The sequence below is a fragment of the Micromonospora sp. NPDC050980 genome, assembly GCF_040653835.1.
GTDB lineage: Bacteria > Actinomycetota > Actinomycetes > Mycobacteriales > Micromonosporaceae > Micromonospora.
Map to the genome: position 1 here is coordinate 49,942 of NZ_JBFAGS010000003.1, position 16,573 is coordinate 66,514.

15 protein-coding genes are annotated in these 16,573 nt (G+C 72.5%); 3 read left to right on the forward strand and 12 right to left on the reverse strand.

Going from position 1 to position 16,573, the window contains the following annotated elements; all coding sequences use genetic code 11:
• Positions 1-3 precede the first annotated feature (3 nt).
• Together AB0H28_RS06660 and AB0H28_RS06665 are read right to left on the reverse strand one after the other, a co-directional pair.
• The gene (locus AB0H28_RS06660) at positions 4-1,170 is read right to left on the reverse strand and encodes an alkaline phosphatase PhoX (protein ID WP_358035273.1); all 1,167 of its coding nucleotides are present in this window, start codon (positions 1,168-1,170) and stop codon (positions 4-6) included.
• Positions 1,171-1,263: 93 nt separating this feature from the next.
• A complete protein-coding gene (locus AB0H28_RS06665) occupies positions 1,264-1,683 on the reverse strand; it encodes a 50S ribosomal protein L7/L12 (protein WP_358035275.1) in 420 nt (139 codons plus the stop codon).
• 68 nt (positions 1,684-1,751) lie between these two features.
• Between AB0H28_RS06665 and AB0H28_RS06670 the strand changes: the two genes are divergently transcribed.
• Positions 1,752-3,347 (forward strand): NAD(P)/FAD-dependent oxidoreductase, encoded by a 1,596-nt coding sequence (locus AB0H28_RS06670; RefSeq protein WP_358035278.1) that lies wholly within the window; start codon positions 1,752-1,754, stop codon positions 3,345-3,347.
• Positions 3,348-3,400: 53 nt separating this feature from the next.
• Here AB0H28_RS06670 and AB0H28_RS06675 read toward each other — a convergent pair whose 3' ends face one another.
• Together AB0H28_RS06675 and AB0H28_RS06680 are read right to left on the reverse strand one after the other, a co-directional pair.
• Positions 3,401-4,036, reverse strand: a complete 636-nt coding sequence (locus AB0H28_RS06675; RefSeq protein ID WP_358035932.1) for a TMEM175 family protein — start codon at positions 4,034-4,036, stop codon at positions 3,401-3,403.
• A 110-nt stretch (positions 4,037-4,146) separates the two neighbouring features.
• Complete coding sequence (locus tag AB0H28_RS06680) at positions 4,147-5,727, reverse strand: Rieske 2Fe-2S domain-containing protein (RefSeq protein WP_358035281.1); 1,581 nt, start codon at positions 5,725-5,727, stop codon at positions 4,147-4,149.
• A gap of 214 nt (positions 5,728-5,941) precedes the next feature.
• Between AB0H28_RS06680 and AB0H28_RS06685 the strand changes: the two genes are divergently transcribed.
• Positions 5,942-6,166: a DUF2631 domain-containing protein gene (locus AB0H28_RS06685; protein WP_358035283.1), complete on the forward strand. Its 225-nt coding sequence runs from the start codon at positions 5,942-5,944 to the stop codon at positions 6,164-6,166.
• 73 nt (positions 6,167-6,239) lie between these two features.
• Here AB0H28_RS06685 and AB0H28_RS06690 read toward each other — a convergent pair whose 3' ends face one another.
• The 8 genes from AB0H28_RS06690 to AB0H28_RS06725 form a co-directional block, all read right to left on the reverse strand.
• Entirely contained in the window at positions 6,240-7,433 is a 1,194-nt protein-coding gene (locus tag AB0H28_RS06690) for a DivIVA domain-containing protein (protein WP_358035285.1), read from the reverse strand.
• A 22-nt stretch (positions 7,434-7,455) separates the two neighbouring features.
• Positions 7,456-8,601 (reverse strand): 23S rRNA (adenine(2503)-C(2))-methyltransferase RlmN, encoded by a 1,146-nt coding sequence (rlmN, locus tag AB0H28_RS06695; protein ID WP_358035288.1) that lies wholly within the window; start codon positions 8,599-8,601, stop codon positions 7,456-7,458.
• A 104-nt stretch (positions 8,602-8,705) separates the two neighbouring features.
• Positions 8,706-9,977, reverse strand: a complete 1,272-nt coding sequence (locus tag AB0H28_RS06700) for a phosphatidate cytidylyltransferase (RefSeq protein ID WP_358035291.1) — start codon at positions 9,975-9,977, stop codon at positions 8,706-8,708.
• Positions 9,978-10,237: 260 nt separating this feature from the next.
• Entirely contained in the window at positions 10,238-10,795 is a 558-nt protein-coding gene (frr, locus tag AB0H28_RS06705; protein ID WP_358035294.1) for a ribosome recycling factor, read from the reverse strand.
• Between the two features lie 55 nt (positions 10,796-10,850).
• Positions 10,851-11,618, reverse strand: coding sequence for a UMP kinase (gene pyrH / locus AB0H28_RS06710; RefSeq protein WP_358035297.1), 768 nt, complete (start codon positions 11,616-11,618; stop codon positions 10,851-10,853).
• Between the two features lie 151 nt (positions 11,619-11,769).
• Complete coding sequence (tsf, locus tag AB0H28_RS06715) at positions 11,770-12,597, reverse strand: translation elongation factor Ts (protein WP_358035300.1); 828 nt, start codon at positions 12,595-12,597, stop codon at positions 11,770-11,772.
• Between the two features lie 126 nt (positions 12,598-12,723).
• Complete coding sequence (gene rpsB, locus AB0H28_RS06720) at positions 12,724-13,611, reverse strand: 30S ribosomal protein S2 (RefSeq protein ID WP_358035302.1); 888 nt, start codon at positions 13,609-13,611, stop codon at positions 12,724-12,726.
• A 337-nt stretch (positions 13,612-13,948) separates the two neighbouring features.
• Positions 13,949-14,983 carry a hypothetical protein gene (locus AB0H28_RS06725; protein ID WP_358035305.1) on the reverse strand — a complete coding sequence of 345 codons (1,035 nt, stop codon included), beginning with the start codon at positions 14,981-14,983 and terminating at the stop codon, positions 13,949-13,951.
• A gap of 374 nt (positions 14,984-15,357) precedes the next feature.
• Here AB0H28_RS06725 and AB0H28_RS06730 point away from each other — a divergent pair, with 374 nt between their 5' ends.
• The gene (locus AB0H28_RS06730) at positions 15,358-16,518 is read left to right on the forward strand and encodes an IS701 family transposase (RefSeq protein ID WP_358035934.1); all 1,161 of its coding nucleotides are present in this window, start codon (positions 15,358-15,360) and stop codon (positions 16,516-16,518) included.
• Positions 16,519-16,573: the final 55 nt, after the last annotated feature.

Here is a 16,573-nt window from a genome sequence, read left to right on the forward strand (position 1 = left end):
GGGTCAGCGCCGGAACGGGCCGCGCACCTCGTACGTGATGCCGCCACTGCCGGCCTTGGCGCCGCTGGTGCCACGCTGCGAGGAGAAGTAGAGCCGGCTGCCGTCCGGCGAGAACGCCGGGCCGGTGATCTCCGACCTGTCCTGTCCGAGGATGCGCACGAACGGCGTCACCACGCCCGCCGGCGTGATCACGTTGATCTCCATGTCGCCGCCGTCCTCGGCCACGTAGAGGTCACCGCCCGCCGTGCCGGTGATGTTGTCCACCCCGGTCAGCGGCGCCGCGCCGGCTTCCACCAGCGAGTCGTCGTACGCCAGGTCGAGCCGCTGGTTCACCGCGTCGTACGCCCACACCCGGTTGTCGCCCTTCGTGGTGAACCAGCAGGTGTCGTCGGCGTACCAGCAGCCCTCGCCGCCGTCGAACGACTTCGCGGCCCCCACCTGGTAGCGGGTGGGCACCGGGAAGCCGTCGCGGTCCGGCAGGTCCCGCCAGGTGACCGGGCCGGTCACCTGGTCGTCCGGGGCGCAGAGCACCTGCACCCGGCCGGTGCGCAGGTCGCCCCAGGTGTCCGGGACGAAGCGGTAGAAGCAGCCGTCCTTCTCGTCCTCGGTCAGGTAGACCACCTTCCGCTGCGGGTCGCAGGCCGCCGCCTCGTGCGTGAAGCGGCCCATCCGGGTGCGCTCCTCGCCGGACCGGCTGCCGTCCGGCCAGGTCTCGAACACCCGGCCCAACGGCACCTCCTCGCAGGAGAGCCACGTCCCCCACGGGGTGGCCCCGCCGGCGCAGTTCGAGTTGGTGCCGTTGAGGATCCGGTAGGCGGCGGCGATCGAGCCGTCGGCCGCGAAGCGCAGCGCCGAAGCGCCGCCGACCAGCGGGATCTCCGAATTGGAGACGTAGATCCAGCCGTCGCCGGCCGGGAAGCAGGCGCCGCCGTCCGGCGCCCAGTGCCAGACGTACGAGGTGCCGGGCACCCGCTGGCCCGACCGGGCGACCACCCGGCCGGTGAAGCCGGCGGGCAACTGGAGGCCGTTGGCGTCGGCGGCCAGCAGGCCACCGTACGGGCCGGGGCCGGGCTGGGCGGGCGCGGCCGGCGCCGCGGCGGCCCAGAGACTGCCGGCGAAGGCGGTGCCGCCGGCCACGGTGGCGGCGCGCAGGACGGTACGACGATCCATCGGTTGACCTCCCGGGGTGGCGGTTGACGCCCGCCGACGGTAACGCTCGGCCGGCATCGACCGCTGCCTCTGCCCGGTGAACGCGGGGTGACGTCAGAGCCGGTCCACGTACCGCTTCGCCTCCGCCAGCGACCAGCTCGTGCGCTCCCGTACCAGCTTGACGGCGTGGATCTTCTTCCCGGCGCGGACGAGCCGGGTCGCCTCGGCGCGCACCTCACCGTCCGGGTCGGCCGGACCGGCGGGCGCGACCGGCAGCGCGCCGCCCGCCCGCAGCGCGTCGACCGCCTGCTTCGCCTCCAGCAGCGGCAGCCCGGTCTGCTGGCGGAGCAGCTTGACCGCCTCGACCATCCGCCCCGAGCGGGCCAGCCGGAGCACCTCGGCCTGCCCGCCGCCGGTGGCCGGATCCGGGGCGACCAGGTCCCGGGGGCGGCCGGCGGCACGCCGGAGCACGAACCCGAGCAGGAGCAGGACGACGAACACGGCCAGGAGCACGAACCGGACAGCCTCGGGCATACCGGCCACCGTAGCGCCTCGCCGCGAACCCTCCCGCGGCGCTCCGCCCGCCAGTAGGCTGCCCGGGCATGAATGACTGTGAGCTGCCGTCCCGCGCCGACGTCGTCGTGGTCGGCGCCGGGCACAACGGGCTGGTCTCGGCGATCCTGCTGGCCCGTGCCGGCCTCGACGTGCTGGTGCTGGAGGCGGCCGGGGTGATCGGCGGGGCCACCCGCACCGAGAACCCGTTCCCGAAGGTGCCCGGGCTGCGCCACTCCACCGGGTCCTACCTGCTCGGGCTGATGCCGCCGGAGCTGCTCGCCACGCTCGACGTGAGCATCCCGGTGCTGCGCCGCGACCCGCACTACTTCCTGCCCACGCCGGGCGGGCCCGGCTCGCCGTACCTCCTCTCCGGCCGCGACACCGCGGCCACCCGGCGGCAGCTCACCGAGATGTTCTCGGCGGCCGACGTGGCCGCCGACGACGCGCTCCAGGCCGAGCTGGCCCAGCTCCGCGACGACCTGGCGCCGGCCTGGCTGGCCGAGCCGCTGCCGGTCGAGGAGACCGCCGAGCGTTACGTCCGGCCGGCCCTGCGGCAGGTCTTCGTCGACCTGGTGCGCGGCTCGGTCGCCGACCACCTGGCCCGCTTCGACTTCCGCTCGGAGTTGCTGGTCAGCATGTACGCGGTGACCGACGGCCTGTCCGGGCTCAACGCCGGCCCGGACGACCCGGGCACCGGGCACAACTTCCTGGTGCACAACATGTGCCGGCTGCCCGGCGCGGACGGCACCTGGATGATCGCCAGGGGCGGCATGGGCACGGTGTCGCGCACGTTCGCCGAGGCCGCCCGGGGCGCGGGCGTCCGGATCGTCACCGGCGCCCCGGTCACCGCGATCACGCTGGACTCCGGCGCCGCGTCGGGCGTGTTGCTGGCGGACGGCCGGCAGGTCACGGCCCGGGTGGTGCTCGGGGCGTGCGACCCGTACCGGCTGATGGGGCTGCTGCCCGACGGCGCGCTGCCGGCGGAGCTGGGCGCGCGGATGACGGCGGCCCGCCGGCCCGGGACCACGCTCAAGCTCAACCTGGCGCTCACCGGGCTGCCGCGTTTCTCCTGCCTGCCGGCCGACGCGCCGAGCCCGTTCGGCTCGACCATCCACCTGCTGCCCGGCGCCGACTCGCTGGTCGGCGGCGGCGGCGCGTCGCCGATGGCCGCGCTGCGCGGCATGTGGGCCGACGTGCGGGCGGGGCGGCTGCCGGCGGAACCGACGATCGAGTGGTACCTGCACACCACAGTCGACCCGTCGCTGCAAGACGACGCCGGGCACCACTCGTCGGCGCTGTTCGTCCAGTCGGTCCCCTACGAGCTGGCCGGCACCACCTGGGACGCGGCGCTGCCCGGCTACGTGCAGCGGCTGATCGCGATCTGCGAGCGGTACGCGCCGGGCACCGGCGACCTGATCGTGGACGCGGTGCCGCTGCCCCCGCCCGGTATCGAGGCGCACTTCGGCATCACCGGCGGGCACATCCACCACGTCGACAACACGGTGTCGTTCACCGACCGGATGCCGTACGCCACAGGCGTTCCCGGCGTCTACGCCGGCAGCGCCGGCTGCCACCCGGCGGGCAGCGTGATCGGTGCGGCCGGCCACAACGCCGCCCGCCGCATCCTCGCCGACATGAGGTAAGGAGGGGCCCCCTGTTAACGCCTCCGGTATAGGAGGGGCCCCCTTTTAACACCTCACGGCGAGGCGGCCTCCTGGCCGGCGCGCGGGAGGTCGCCCGGGCCGCGGATCACGTAGAGCGCGACCAGCAGCAGGTACGCCAGCAGGCTGAGGATCGGGTCGACGAACACGACAGCGAACGCGACCAGGTAGAGCAGCGGGCCGAGCCGGAACCGGCGGGCCACCGCCCGGGCCAGCCGAGGGTCGAGATCCGGGTGCAGCAGGTCGCGCCGACGCGCCCACCACCAGCTCAGGTTGAAGAAGAGCGCCTCACCGAGCACCGTGCCGACGTAGAGCGCGGCAGTCAACCGCTGGTCGCCGACCGTGCCGCGCAGGTTGTCCGCGAGCAGGTTCGCGGTGAACGGGATGGCCGCCACGAACATCAGCAGCAGCAGGTTCAGCACCAGCAGCATCTGGTCCACCCGGCAGACGTAGCGCCACATGTTGTGGTGGGTGAGCCAGACCTGGCCGACCACGGCGAACGTGATCACGTACGCCAGGTAGGCCCGCCACTCGTGCGCCAGCGCGGCCGGCAGCCCACCGTCGTCCGGGGCGTCCGGGCCGAACTGGAGCAACTCGACAGCCATCAACGTGAGCACGATGGCGATCACCGCGTCGCTGAACGCCTCCACCCGGGAGGCGCCCCGCGCCATCTCGCTGCGGCGCGAGAACCGGTACCCCGGCTCCCGGTCCGCGCCCGCCACGCCGCCCCCGCCACGACCAGATGGTCGCGCGCCGGGGGGCGGCGGGCGGGGCGGAAACGTCAGATGATCGCTTCGCCGGCCGGCGCCGGGGTCTCCTCGTCGGCCCGGTGGGCGCGGATCTTGTGCCCGACGCTGGTCAGGCACCGGCCGCTGGCCAGGTCGAACTTCCAGCCGTGCAACTGGCAGGTGAGCTGGTCGCCGTCGACGATGCCGAACCGGCTCAGGTCCGCCTTCAGGTGCGGGCAGCGCCGCTGCACCACCCAGCCGTCTAGCGTGATGTCCTCCGCGTCGACCGCCCGCTCGTGCTCGTCGTACCAGCCCTCGGCGTATTGGAGGCGCTCCTCGGAGAGGCACTTGAAGAAGGCGTAGACGAACTCGTTGTACTGGCCGATGCGGGCCGCGGAGAACCGGCAGGAGAGGAAGAGCGAGTTGACCCAGTCCACCTCGCCGATGTGCAGCAGGTGCTCGATCAGCGCCCGCTCGGTGCGGAACCGGTAGCGCACCTTCTCGTCCGCGTACGGCCGGACCTCCTTGCCCGGGAAGTCCACCACGATGGATTCGACGCCGTCGCCGTCGTAGGAGACCAGATCGAAGCGGACCGGACCGCCGACGCCCTTCGCCAGGTAGATCGACTCGTCCAGCAGCGGCTCGATCCGCCGCTTCATCTCGCCCAGCACGTCGACCTCGGGATGCCGCCAGGACGCCTTCTCGGCCTCGATGACGCCGCGCTTGCGCTCGCGCATCTCCGCCAGGTGGGCGGCCTTGTTCGCGAAGAACTCCGCCACCGGCTGCGGGTGGGTGGTGGTCGCGCCGGAGGTGGTGACCTCGGCGACGCTGCCCGGCAGCAGCACGATGCCGTTGGTGCCGCCGACCTTCGCGTACTCCGACAGGAAGACCGACTGGTCGGGGAAGATGTTGCCCTCGTCGCCGAAGATGTCGTTGAACTGCCACAGCTCGTCGTCGAGGAAGCACGGCGGACCGGCGATCGGGAAGACGTGGTCGGCCTTCAGATCGTCGATGTAGCGCCAGGTGCGGTCGAACTGCCGGTCCCGCTTCTGCTTGCCGAACGCGGTCTTCGCCGACTGCGGCAGCTCGTAGACCATCGGATACCAGATCGCGCCGGAGAACTGGAGCAGGTGCGCGTGCACGTGGCCCAGCTCGGCGAAGACGGTCAGGTCGGTGGGGCGGGCGTCGTTCTGGTTGAGCAGGCGGACGCCGTCGTACTCGACCCAGAGCGACGAGTCGCCGATCGGGCCGTCGGTCGGGCTGGTCAACGCCTGGATCATGATCTTCAGCCCGCCGGGCAGCTCCACGACCTGCTCGTTCGGGGCCTTGAGGAACTTGGTGAAGCCCAACTCCCGCAGCTCGTCCTCCATCTCGGAGGTGGGGAACTCGGGCAGCAGGACCGTGGCGTCCTTCGAGATCATGTCGCGCAGGTGCGCGGCGTCGAAATGGTCCCGGTGCAGGTGCGACACGTACAGGTAGTCGACCTGGCCCAGCGTCGCCCAGTCGAGCTGGGAGTTGTCCGGGAAGGGGAACCACGAGGCGAAGTAGGCGGGGTTGACCCACGGGTCGCACAGGATGCTGCCCGCGGGCGTGTCGATCCGCATGCTGGCGTGGCCCGTACCGGTCACTCGCACCGTAGTCCCCCTCGAAAAAGGCATCAGGCGTACGCCACGACGCTACCGGAGACAGTGTGGTCGCCGTCCCGCGACGCCCGTAGTGCCCGGCGGCCCGGCCGGAACAGGTCCAACGGCCCGGGCCGTCCGCGCCCCGTCCACCGGACCCTGCGCCGGGCCCGCCACGGGGCGTGCCAGACTAGCCGGAGATCCGATCGCGAGGGAAGGACCGACAGTGGCAGGAGACGAGCCGGTAACCGCGCCAGATCAGCACAAGCCCGGGCACCGCAAGTCCGGGCGGATCGGGGCGGTGGTGTCGGCGGTGGCCCTGGTGTTGATGGCGTTCTGCGGCACCGAGCAGGGCCGGGTGGAGGACATCTGGCTGTTCGGGATCGCCGCGCTGCTGCTCGCCATCGTCATCGGCGACGCCGTGCTGCGCCGCAACGGCCTGCGGTCCTGACGCACGGCGCCAGCGGTACGCCGATAGGGCCCGACCCCTCGCCGGGGCGGGCCCTTTCGCTGTTCCGGGCGGCTCAGCGGCCGAGCAGGATGTCCTGCACGTCCTTGAGCGCGGCGTCGACCTCGGCCTCGAAGTAGCCACCGGGCACCAACCCGAAGCGCAGCGTGTCGAGGTCATTCGGGTTCACCGGCATCGCGGTGCGCCCCTGCATGGCGCCGAGCAGCGTCTCGAAGAACCGGTCGACCTGATCCGGGTCGTACCCGCTGCCGAACCGGCGGACCTGGAAGCTGCGCCGGATCTGGTCGACCCGGTGCAGGTCGCTGCCGGGCGGGCCGGCCAGCGGCGGCCCCACCATCGGCGGGCCACCGGCCGGCGGGCCGACCAGCGGCGGGCCGGTCATCGAGGGGCCACCGCCATAGCCGGAGTCCGGCGGACCGTAACCCGGATCCGGGGGGCCGTAACCCTGCTGGGGCAGCGCCGGCGGACCGGCCGGACCCCGCCCGCGCAACTCACGCAGCTCACGCTCGGGCATCCGGATCTCCGCGGTCATGTCGGCCCGGCCGTGCCGGCCGGCCTCGAAGCCGTCGAAGCGGTCGCCCGGGCCGCCGTACCCACCCGAACCGGGCTCCGGGCCGTAGCCGCCGCCCGGACCCTGCTCCGGCGGGCCGTAGCCGCCCGGGCCGGCGTCCGGACCGTAGCCGCCCGGGCCGGGCGGCAGGCCACGCGGCGGCGGGCCGCCGTGCCCGAGCGGGGCACCGGGCCCGGGACCCATCGGGCCCGGCCCGGCCGGGCCGCGAGGCGCGTCGTAGCCACCGCGCGGGCCGTCGTACCCACTGGCGAACGCGCCGGTCGGCTCGTCGTAACGGTTGCCGTAGCGGTCGACCGGCGGACCGGCCTGGGCCGGCATCTGCCGGGGCGGCATCGGCGGTTGGGGCACCCGGGACAGGCCGCGGTCGTCGCGCATCGGCGGGCCGAGCCGGTCGGCCGTCCGGGGATCGCCACCCCGCCCGCCGGGGACGCCGGAGCGCTCCTCCAGCTCGGCGAGCTGCCGCTCGACCCGGTCGAGGTGCAGGTCGACCTGCCACTCGTCGTAGCCGTTGAACCGGACCCGGAAGACGACGTCGTGGACCTCCTGGGAGGCGACGGGAGCGCCGACCGGCTGGCCGTCGAGGGTCGCCTCGACCCGGTCCAGGAAGGCGTCCACCTCGTCGACCTTGTATCCCCGGCGGAGCGCCTTCCGCCGGAAACGCTGACCCTGACTCGCCACTATGTCTCCTGGTCTCGTACCGCTACGCCGTTGCCGCGCGTGGGTCGCCGTCCGTGTCCTCGGTCGCGGCGAGCTGCCCACACGCCCCGTCGATCTCGCGCCCCCGGGTGTCCCGCACCGTGGTGGACACCCCGGCGTCGCGCAACCGCCGGACGAACTCCCGCTCGACCGGCTTCGGGCTGGCGTCCCAACGGCTGCCCGGAGTCGGGTTGAGCGGGATCAGGTTCACGTGGGCCAGCCTGCCGGCCAGCAGCCGCCCGAGCAGATCGGCTCTCCACGGCTGGTCGTTCACGTCCTTGATCATCGCGTACTCGATGGACACGCGACGCCCCGTCGTGGCCGCGTAGTCCCACGCCGCGTCCAGCACCTCGGACACCTTCCAGCGCTGGTTGACCGGGACGAGTTCGTCGCGCAGCTCATCATCGGGGGCGTGCAGCGACAACGCAAGGGTCACCGAGAGGTCTTCGCTGGCCAGTCGGCGGATGGCCGGCACCAGGCCGACCGTGGAAACGGTGATGTGCCGTTGGGACAGGCCGAGCCCCTCCGGCGCCGGCGCGACCAGCCGGCGGATCGCCGCCACCACCCGCGCGTAGTTCGCCAGCGGCTCCCCCATGCCCATGAACACCACGTGCGACAGCCGCGGCGGTGAGCCGGCGACCACGCCGGAGGCGGCCACCCCGGCCAGGTAGACCGCCTGGTCGACGATCTCCGCGGTGGAGAGGTTGCGGGTCAGCCCGGCCTGGCCGGTGGCGCAGAACGGGCAGGCCATGCCGCAGCCGGCCTGGCTGGAGATGCAGACGGTGACCCGGTCCGGGTAGCCCATCAACACGCTCTCCACCAGCGAGCCGTCGTGCAGCCGCCAGAGCGCCTTGCGGGTCGCGCCGTCGTCGCAGGCCAGCTCGCGCACGGGGGTGAGCAGGTGGGGCAGCAGCGTGCCGGCCAGCCGGTCCCGGGTCGCCGCCGGCAGGTCGGTCATCCGCTCCGGGTCGCGCACCAGCCGACCGAAGTAGTGGTTGGAGACCTGCTTGGCGCGGAACGCCGGTTCGCCCAGCTCGGTGACGAGCGCCTGCCGACCCGGCAGGTCGAGGTCGGCGAGGTGGCGGGGAGGCATCGCGGGCCGGCGGCCACGGGCGTCGGGGTCTACGGAGATCAGCGGGAGGCTCGTCATGGCGCGTCTAGTCTGACACGGGTGGCGCGGGACGCACCCGTCCGTGGGTGCCGAATCGCCCCCCACCGGCCGGTTGGCCCCGCTTCGCGGCGGTGATCCATCCCTCAGCCCACCACCGGCACGAACACCGCGAGCAGGAGGTACGCCGTCGGCACCGCGAACAGGATGGAGTCGAGCCGGTCCATCAGGCCGCCGTGGCCCGGAAGCAGGTTGCTCATGTCCTTGACGCCCAGGTCCCGCTTGATCATCGACTCGGCGAGGTCACCGAGCACCGCCGCGCCGGAGATCGCCATCCCGAACAACGCGCCCCACCACGGGGCGACGTCGAACAGCAGCCACAGCAGCAGCGCGCTGCCCGCCGCGGCGGCGGTGACCGAGCCGGCGAAGCCCTCCCAGGACTTCTTCGGGCTGATCTTCGGGGCCATCGGACGCTTGCCGAAGGCCACCCCGGCGGCGTACCCGCCGGTGTCGGAGAGCACCACCGCCACCAGCGTGACCAGCACCCGCAGGTGCCCGTCGTCGGGCGCCGCCGCGAGCATGGCCGCGAAGCCGGCGAGGAACGGCACGTAGACGACGATCAGCGTGGCCGCGGTGAGATCACGCTGATAGTTGCCGGGCCCGTCGCCCAGCCGCCAGATCATCGTGCCCAGCACCGTGACCAGCAGCCCGAGGCAGAGCGCGTCCGGGCCGGCGAACCAGGCCAGCCCGACCATGATCACCCCGCCGGCGACCAGCGGCGCCAGCGGCGGGTGGGCGCCGCTGCGCCGGACCGCCCGGGCCATCTCCCAGATGCCGATCGCCACGGCGGCGGCGAGCACGGCGAGGAACGCCGGCAGGAAGAAGAAGAGCGGCACCACGATCGCCGCGCCGAGACCCAGCCCGACGCCGATCGCCGCCGGCAGGTTGCGCCCCGCCTTCGACGTCCGGGGCGCGGTGGTCGGCGGGCGCTCGGCGCTCGCCCGACGGCGCCCCTTCGACCGGCGACCGGGCGGCAGCTCGGCGGCCGGCTCGTCGCGTACCGCCGGGAGGTGGTCGGTCGGTTCGTCCCGCACCGGCGCGATGTGCGCGGTGGGGAACTCGTCGTCGGACCGTTGGTGACCGCCGGGGCGGTCGTCGCCGCGCGGACCGCGGCCGGCGGGCGGCGGCCCGTCGTAGGACCGCGGACCGCCCGGGTGCGGGTCGGTGACCGGGCGGGCGTACGCCTCCCGGTCGGTGGGCCGGGCGTACGCCCCGGCGTCGGCGGGCCACGCGTCCGGGCCGGGGCCGGGGCGCCGCCATGGGCCGGGCTCCAGGTCGGTCTCCGGCCAGGGCAGGGCCGGCGCCGGGGCGTCCCAGCCGCGCGGGTCGGTGCTGCCGTAGGGGTCGGGGTGGGACATCACGCACCGGCAGACGGTACGAAAGCCACCACATGACGCAAGACCAAGACCATCCCCTACCGGCTGAGACTTCCTGTTGACCGACCGACGGCCGGGCGACTCCCGCCGTTAACCCGGTGGTGGTCGCCGAATCGTGCCGAGCCTACTGCACCCGCCGAGCAGGCGAGGGTGGACGCCGTCCGGCACGACGACGGCACCGGGCCGCCGCCCGGGTGCCCGGGGCGGCGGCAGCACGGTGCCGTGCGGAGTGTGCGGGCCACTCAGACCTCGAGCAGCTCGCTCTCCTTGTGCTTGATCATCTCGTCCACCGTGGCGACGAAGCGCTGGGTCAGGTCGTCCAGGTCCTTCTCCGCGCGCCGGCCCTCGTCCTCGCCGACCTCGCCGTCCTTGACCAGGCGGTCCAGCTCCTCCTTGGCCTTGCGGCGGATGTTGCGGACGGCGACCTTGGCCTCCTCGCCCTTCTGCCGGGCGACCTTTGTCATCTCCCGCCGCCGCTCCTCGGTCATCTGCGGCAGCACGATCCGCAACTGGTTGCCCTCGTTGTTCGGGTTGACCCCGAGGTCCGAGTCGCGGATCGCCTTCTCCATCGCATTGGTCTGCGAGTTGTCGTACGGCTTGATGATCACCATGCGCGGCTCGGGCACCGCGATGGACGCCATCTGCGGCAGCGGAGTCGGGCTGCCGTAGTAGTCGATGACGATCCGGGAGAACATGGCGGCGTTGGCGCGACCGGTGCGGATCCCGCCGAATTCCTCCCTGGCGTGCTCGATGGCACGCTCCATCTTCTCCTCCGCCTCGAGGAGGGTGTCGTCGATCACCGGTCTCCTCGCCTCCTTCTGTTGCTCGTCGTGGGCTGTGCTCTGGGCGGATCAGTCAGGCGGTGATCAGCGTGCCGATCTTCTCACCACCGACGGCCCGGACGATGGTGTCGTCGCCCTGGGCGCCGAAGACCAGCATCGGCAGGCCGTTCTCCATGCAGAGACTGAACGCGGCGGCGTCGGCCACGCGCAGGTTGCGGCGCAGCACCTCGGAGAAGGTGATCGAGTCGAGCTTGCTCGCCGTCGAGTCGATCCGCGGGTCGGCGGTGTAGACCGCGTCCACGCCGTTCTTGCTCATCAGCACCACGTCCGCGCGGATCTCCAGCGCCCGCTGGGCGGCCACCGTGTCGGTGGAGAAGTAGGGCATCCCGGCGCCCGCGCCGAAGATCACCACGCGGCCCTTCTCCAGGTGCCGGATCGCGCGCAGCGGGATGTACGGCTCGGCGACCTGCGCCATGGTGATCGCGCTCTGCACCCGGGTCTCGATGCCCTCCTTCTCCAGGAAGTCCTGCAGCGCCAGGCAGTTCATCACCGTGCCCAGCATGCCCATGTAGTCGGCGCGGGCCCGGTCCATGCCGCGCTTCTGCAGCTCGGCGCCGCGGAAGAAGTTGCCGCCCCCGACCACCACGGAAACCTGCACACCACGGCGGACCACGGTGGCGATCTGCCGGGCGATGCCCTGCACGACGTCCGGGTCGACACCGATCGCGCCGCCGCCGAAGACCTCACCGGAGAGCTTCAGCACCACCCGGCGGGACCGACCGGGCGGAGGGGCGGTCGGGTCGTCCGCCGCCAGGCTCCGCTCACTCACAACCTGCGTCATCCGCCCCGCCCCTTCTCCCCGCGCAGCGCGCGGGCGTCGCGTACCTGCCCCTGCCGACCCTATGTGACGAGGAGGCCGCGGTGCCTGTCGCGTACACCTGCGGCCTCCTCGTCGACGTTCCCCAACGCCGGGCCCACGGCCCGGCGGCGGCTCAGGCCTGACCGACCTCGAACCGCACGAAGCGGGTCACCTCGATGCCGGCCTCGGCCAGCACCTGCTTGACGGTCTTCTTGTTGTCGGCGACCGCGGCCTGCTCCAGCAGGACGAAGTCCTTGAAGAAGGCGTTGACCCGACCTTCGACGATCTTCGGCAGCGCCGCCTCGGGCTTGTTCTCCTCGCGGGCGGTCTGCTCGGCGATGCGCCGCTCGGACTCGACCGTCTCGGCGGGCACCTCGTCGCGGGTGAGGTACTTCGGCCGCATGGCGGCGATCTGCATCGCCACCCCACGGGCATCCGCGTCGCCGGCCTCGTCGGTCTTGCCGGTGAACTGCACCAGCACGCCGACCGCCGGGGGCAGGTCCTGGCTCTTGCGGTGCAGGTAGACGGCGGTGGTGCCGTCGAGCTTGGCGAAGCGGTTGAGCACCAGCTTCTCGCCGATCTTGGCGGACTGCTCCTGGATCAGGTCGGCCACGCTCTTGCCGTCGATGCTGCTGGCGAGCAGCTCCTCGGCGGTGGTGGCGCCGCTGGTCACGCCGTGCTCGACGAGCTGCTGGGCCAGCGCGATGAAGGCGTCGTTCTTGGCGACGAAGTCGGTCTCGCAGTTGAGCTCGAGCAGCGCCTGGCCGGAGTGGGCGACGAGACCGTTGGCCGCGGTGCGGCCGGCCCGCTTGCCGACATCCTTGGCACCCTTGACGCGCAGGATCTCGACGGCCTTGTCGAAGTCGCCCTCGGCCTCGGTCAGCGCCTTCTTGGAGTCCATCATGCCGGCGCCGGTGAGGTCCCGGAGCTTCTTGACGTCCGCGGCGGTGAAGTTGGACATGACTCTCTCTTCGGTGTCAGTGAGGTGGTCTGAGGTGCTGGTTACCCGGTTCCGGGCCGGTGCTGCCCGGCGTACCCGCCGCGCCCCACCGCCGGGAACCCGGGCGGTGGGGGCGCGACGGCGAGATCACTCTGCGGCGGCGGTCGCCGGCTGCTCGGCGGCGGCCGGGGCGGCCGGCTGCTCGGCGGCGGGCTGCTCGGCGGCGGCGGGCTGCTCGTCGGCCTTCTTCGGCTCCTCGAGCAGCTCGCGCTCCCACTCGGCCAGCGGCTCGTCGGCGCCGACCTGGCCGGCCTCGGGCTTCTCGTCGCCACCCCGGCCACGGCCGGAGCGGGCGATCAGACCGTCGGCGACGGCGGCGGCGACGACCCTGGTCAGCAGCTCGGCCGACCGGATGGCGTCGTCGTTGCCCGGGATCGGGAAGTCGACCTCGTCCGGGTCGCAGTTGGTGTCGAGCACGGCGATCACCGGGATGCCCAGCTTGCGGGCCTCGTCGACGGCGATGTGCTCCTTCTTGGTGTCGACGATCCAGACCGCGGCCGGGAGCTTCTGCATGTCCCGCAGGCCACCGAGGGTGCGGGTCAGCTTGATCTTCTCGCGGGAGAGCTGGAGGGTCTCCTTCTTGGTGTAACCGGCGGCGGTGCCGCTCAGGTCACCCAGGGCCTCCAGCTCCTTCATCCGCTGCAGCCGCTTGTAGACGGTCTGGAAGTTGGTCAGCATGCCGCCGAGCCAGCGGTGGTTGACGTACGGCTGGCCGACCCGGGTCGCCTGCTCGGCGATGGCCTCCTGGGCCTGCTTCTTGGTGCCGACGAACAGGATGCTGCCGCCGCCCGCGACGGTGCCGCGGATGAACTCGTACGCCTTTTCGATGTAGTCGAGGGTCTGGCGCAGGTCGATGATGTAGATACCGTTGCGCTCGGTGAAGATGAAGCGCTTCATCTTCGGGTTCCAGCGCCGGGTCTGGTGCCCGAAGTGCACACCGCTCTCCAGCAGCTGACGCATGGTCACGACGGCCATGGTGAGTACTCCTACTTTGTCCCTGGTTGTCCGTCCGGCCGGCGGCCGGACGCCTGGCGCCCGGTCGCCGGCCAGGGTGGGCCCGGGTGAGAGAACCGGGACCAGGGAGGCCGTCGCCCCACGGAGAAGACCGTGGAGAGGGCACGCGAGGTCGACCGCGCGAGGCGGTCGCCAGTTGACAAGTGTACGCGCCCGCCCCGCACCCCGGCCCCGGGGTGCGTAGGGGCGGGTCGAGCAAGATCCACTCCGGTTCGGCGAGGTGGCGGTATCCCGGCGGCGGGGATGCCGCCACCTCGGCGTACCCGGGTGGATCAAGCGGGCCGGGGGCCGCCCGCGGTCAGCGAGCCGCGAGCGCGGCGGCGACGAAGAGCACCAGACCGACGGTCAGGTAGGCGGTCGGCGGACGCAACCAGCCCCGACTGCCGTCGGCGAGCGCCAACCCGCCGGTACGCAGCCCGTACAGCCCGGCGCCGAAGATCGGCAGCCCGACCACCAGGAACGTGCCCACCACGACGTGCGACGTCGACACCGGATCCCCGACCAGCCCGTGCAGCAACACCCGCAACGCCGGCACCTCCAGCACCACCACCAGCGCCGCCAGCAGCACCGCGAGCGCCGGACGCCGGGTCCGGTAGACACCGTCACCGGGCGGCGGAGTGTCCGGGCGGGGCACCACCGCCGGCATCGGACCGGTCGGCATCTCCAGTGGATTCACCGGCGCCGCCGGGTCCGCCGCACCGCCCGGCCGCTCCCCCACCCGCAACGCGGTGGCCGCGCCAGGATCGGTCCGGCCGCCGACCGAGATCTGCGTCCCGCCCGGCGTGCCGGGCTCGGCCGACCGGCCGGTGTCCACGATCGGGTAGCCGCCCAGCGGGCCGGGACGAGCCGGATCGGCACTGCCGGCGAGCCCGTCCGCGCCGCGCGCCCCGAGTCCGTCCGCGCTGCGCGCCCCGAGTCCGTCCGCGCCCCGCGCCCCGAGCCCGTACGGGTCGGTGCCGCCACGGGCGGCCTGGAGCGGGTCGGCCGGCGGGTTCGCCGCCCCGCGCGACGCGGTGCCGAGCGCGTCCACGCCGCTGCGGGACAGCGGATCCTCACCGCCGGTCGCGCCGGCCGCCTCGCGGGCCGCCCGGCGACCCGCGCGGCCGGGCAGCTCACCGGAGACCTCCGGGTCGTCCGGGCGCTGCGACCGCCAGCCGCTGGTGTCGTCGGCCGAGTACGCGCCGTAGCGGCTCTCGGCGGCGCGCTGGTCCGGAGTGCGGTAGTCGTCGTCGCGGTAGCGCGGCTCCCCCGCGGCGCGCCAGTCCGACTCGTACCCGCGGTCGCCCCACCGCGGTTCCTGCTGGTCCTCGGGGTAGCTGCGTCGTCCGTCCACGACCGGCACGGTATGCGACCGCCGCCAGGGATGCCATTCGGGTCGACCGAGCTGTCAGCCCAGCTCACGGCAGGAATCTCGCGTCACCAAGTTGGCACTCCCAGTGACCACGGGTAGTGGTCGATAGGCAGCGCCCGTTCAGCCCGAGCCAACGAAGCCTCGACGCGCCGCCCAGCCCACTTAGTACTCCAGCCGTAGTTGTCTCATCTGAGGTTTTAGCAGCTCATCGGTATGATCGATGTTGGAGTTGAGCCGACCACGCAGCTGCGTATGTCGATGCTATTCGGTCGGTGGTTTGCGTGGTCGCACTGTCTGTCTGTTATGGCCAGTCGCAGTGCGGGCAGGGTTCCGTGCTTGTGTTGATCGATGAGATTATGGGCTGGCGGGCGGGTCTGGATGATCTGCTGGCGCGGTTCGCGCACCGGTTCGGGCGGGCGGAGCCGCGCCGGCAGGCGCTGACCTACCTGGTCGGGCTGCTGTCACCCCTGGCCAGCAAGAACGGCTGGACCCTGGCCGAGGCCGCCGGCGACGCGACGCCTGACCGGATGCAGCGGCTGCTCAACCGGTCCGCGTGGGACCCGGACTCGGTCCGCGACGACCTGTTCGCCTACGTGTCTGAGCACCTCGGCGACGACGACGGGGTTCTGATCGTCGACGAGACCGGGTTCCTGAAGAAGGGGATGAAGTCGGCTGGGGTGCAGCGTCAGTACTCGGGGACGGCCGGGCGGACGGAGAACTGCCAGCTCGGTGTGTTCCTGGCCTATGCCAGCCCGGCCGGGCGCACGCTGATCGACCGGGAGTTGTATCTGCCCCGTGGCTGGTGCGACGACCCCGCCCGCCGCGAGGAAGCCGGTATCGCGGCCAGCGTCGGGTTCGCCACGAAACCCGCGCTGGGGCTGCGAATGCTCGAACGCGCCATCACCGCCGGCCTGCCAGCGAGGTGGGTCACCGCGGACGAGGCCTACGGACAGGACTCCAAGTTCCGTACCTGGCTGCAGCAGCAGCGAATCGGTTATGTCCTGGCCGTGCCTCGCAACCAGCGGATCCCCACCGTGGTCGGCAACTCCCGCCCAGACGTCCTCGCCGCCGCCGCGCCGGCTCTAGCGTGGAAGCGCCGCAGCTGCGGCGACGGCGCCAAGGGACCACGGCTCTACGACTGGGCCGTGGCCTCCCTACCCGGCACGGTCGACGGATACGGCCACTGGCTGCTGATCCGACGCAGCATCACCGACCCCACGGACCTGGCCTACTACCTGTGCTGCGGCCCCGCAGACACCCAAGACGAGCAGCTGATCCGCGTGGCCGGGACCCGTTGGGCGATCGAGGAGTGTTTCCAGACCGCCAAGAACGAGGTCGGCTTGGATCACTACCAGGTGCGTCGGTACGACGCCTGGTACCGGCACATAACTCTCGTTCTGTGTGCCCACGCCTACCTCGCCGTCACCGCCGCGCAGGCCAAAAAGGGGGCGCCGAATCCGACGACGGCCTCATCCCGCTCACCCTCGGCGAGGTCCGCCGTCTCCTGGCACACCTGATCACCACCATCCGACCCTTCGACCACATCCATCGATGGTCACGATGGCGACGGCG

Excerpts from the sequence above, each read along its gene's own strand:
- rlmN (WP_358035288.1), bottom strand. The coding sequence starts at position 8,601 with ATGACGAGCCTCCCGCTGATCTCCGTAGACCCCGACGCCCGTGGCCGC.
- pyrH (WP_358035297.1), bottom strand. The coding sequence starts at position 11,618 with ATGACGCAGGTTGTGAGTGAGCGGAGCCTGGCGGCGGACGACCCGACC.
- AB0H28_RS06665 (WP_358035275.1), bottom strand. The coding sequence starts at position 1,683 with ATGCCCGAGGCTGTCCGGTTCGTGCTCCTGGCCGTGTTCGTCGTCCTG.
- rpsB (WP_358035302.1), bottom strand. The coding sequence starts at position 13,611 with ATGGCCGTCGTGACCATGCGTCAGCTGCTGGAGAGCGGTGTGCACTTC.
- AB0H28_RS06730 (WP_358035934.1), top strand. The coding sequence starts at position 15,358 with ATGGGCTGGCGGGCGGGTCTGGATGATCTGCTGGCGCGGTTCGCGCAC.
- AB0H28_RS06660 (WP_358035273.1), bottom strand. The coding sequence starts at position 1,170 with ATGGATCGTCGTACCGTCCTGCGCGCCGCCACCGTGGCCGGCGGCACC.
- AB0H28_RS06700 (WP_358035291.1), bottom strand. The coding sequence starts at position 9,977 with ATGTCCCACCCCGACCCCTACGGCAGCACCGACCCGCGCGGCTGGGAC.
- AB0H28_RS06670 (WP_358035278.1), top strand. The coding sequence starts at position 1,752 with ATGAATGACTGTGAGCTGCCGTCCCGCGCCGACGTCGTCGTGGTCGGC.
- tsf (WP_358035300.1), bottom strand. The coding sequence starts at position 12,597 with ATGTCCAACTTCACCGCCGCGGACGTCAAGAAGCTCCGGGACCTCACC.
- AB0H28_RS06675 (WP_358035932.1), bottom strand. The coding sequence starts at position 4,036 with ATGGCGCGGGGCGCCTCCCGGGTGGAGGCGTTCAGCGACGCGGTGATC.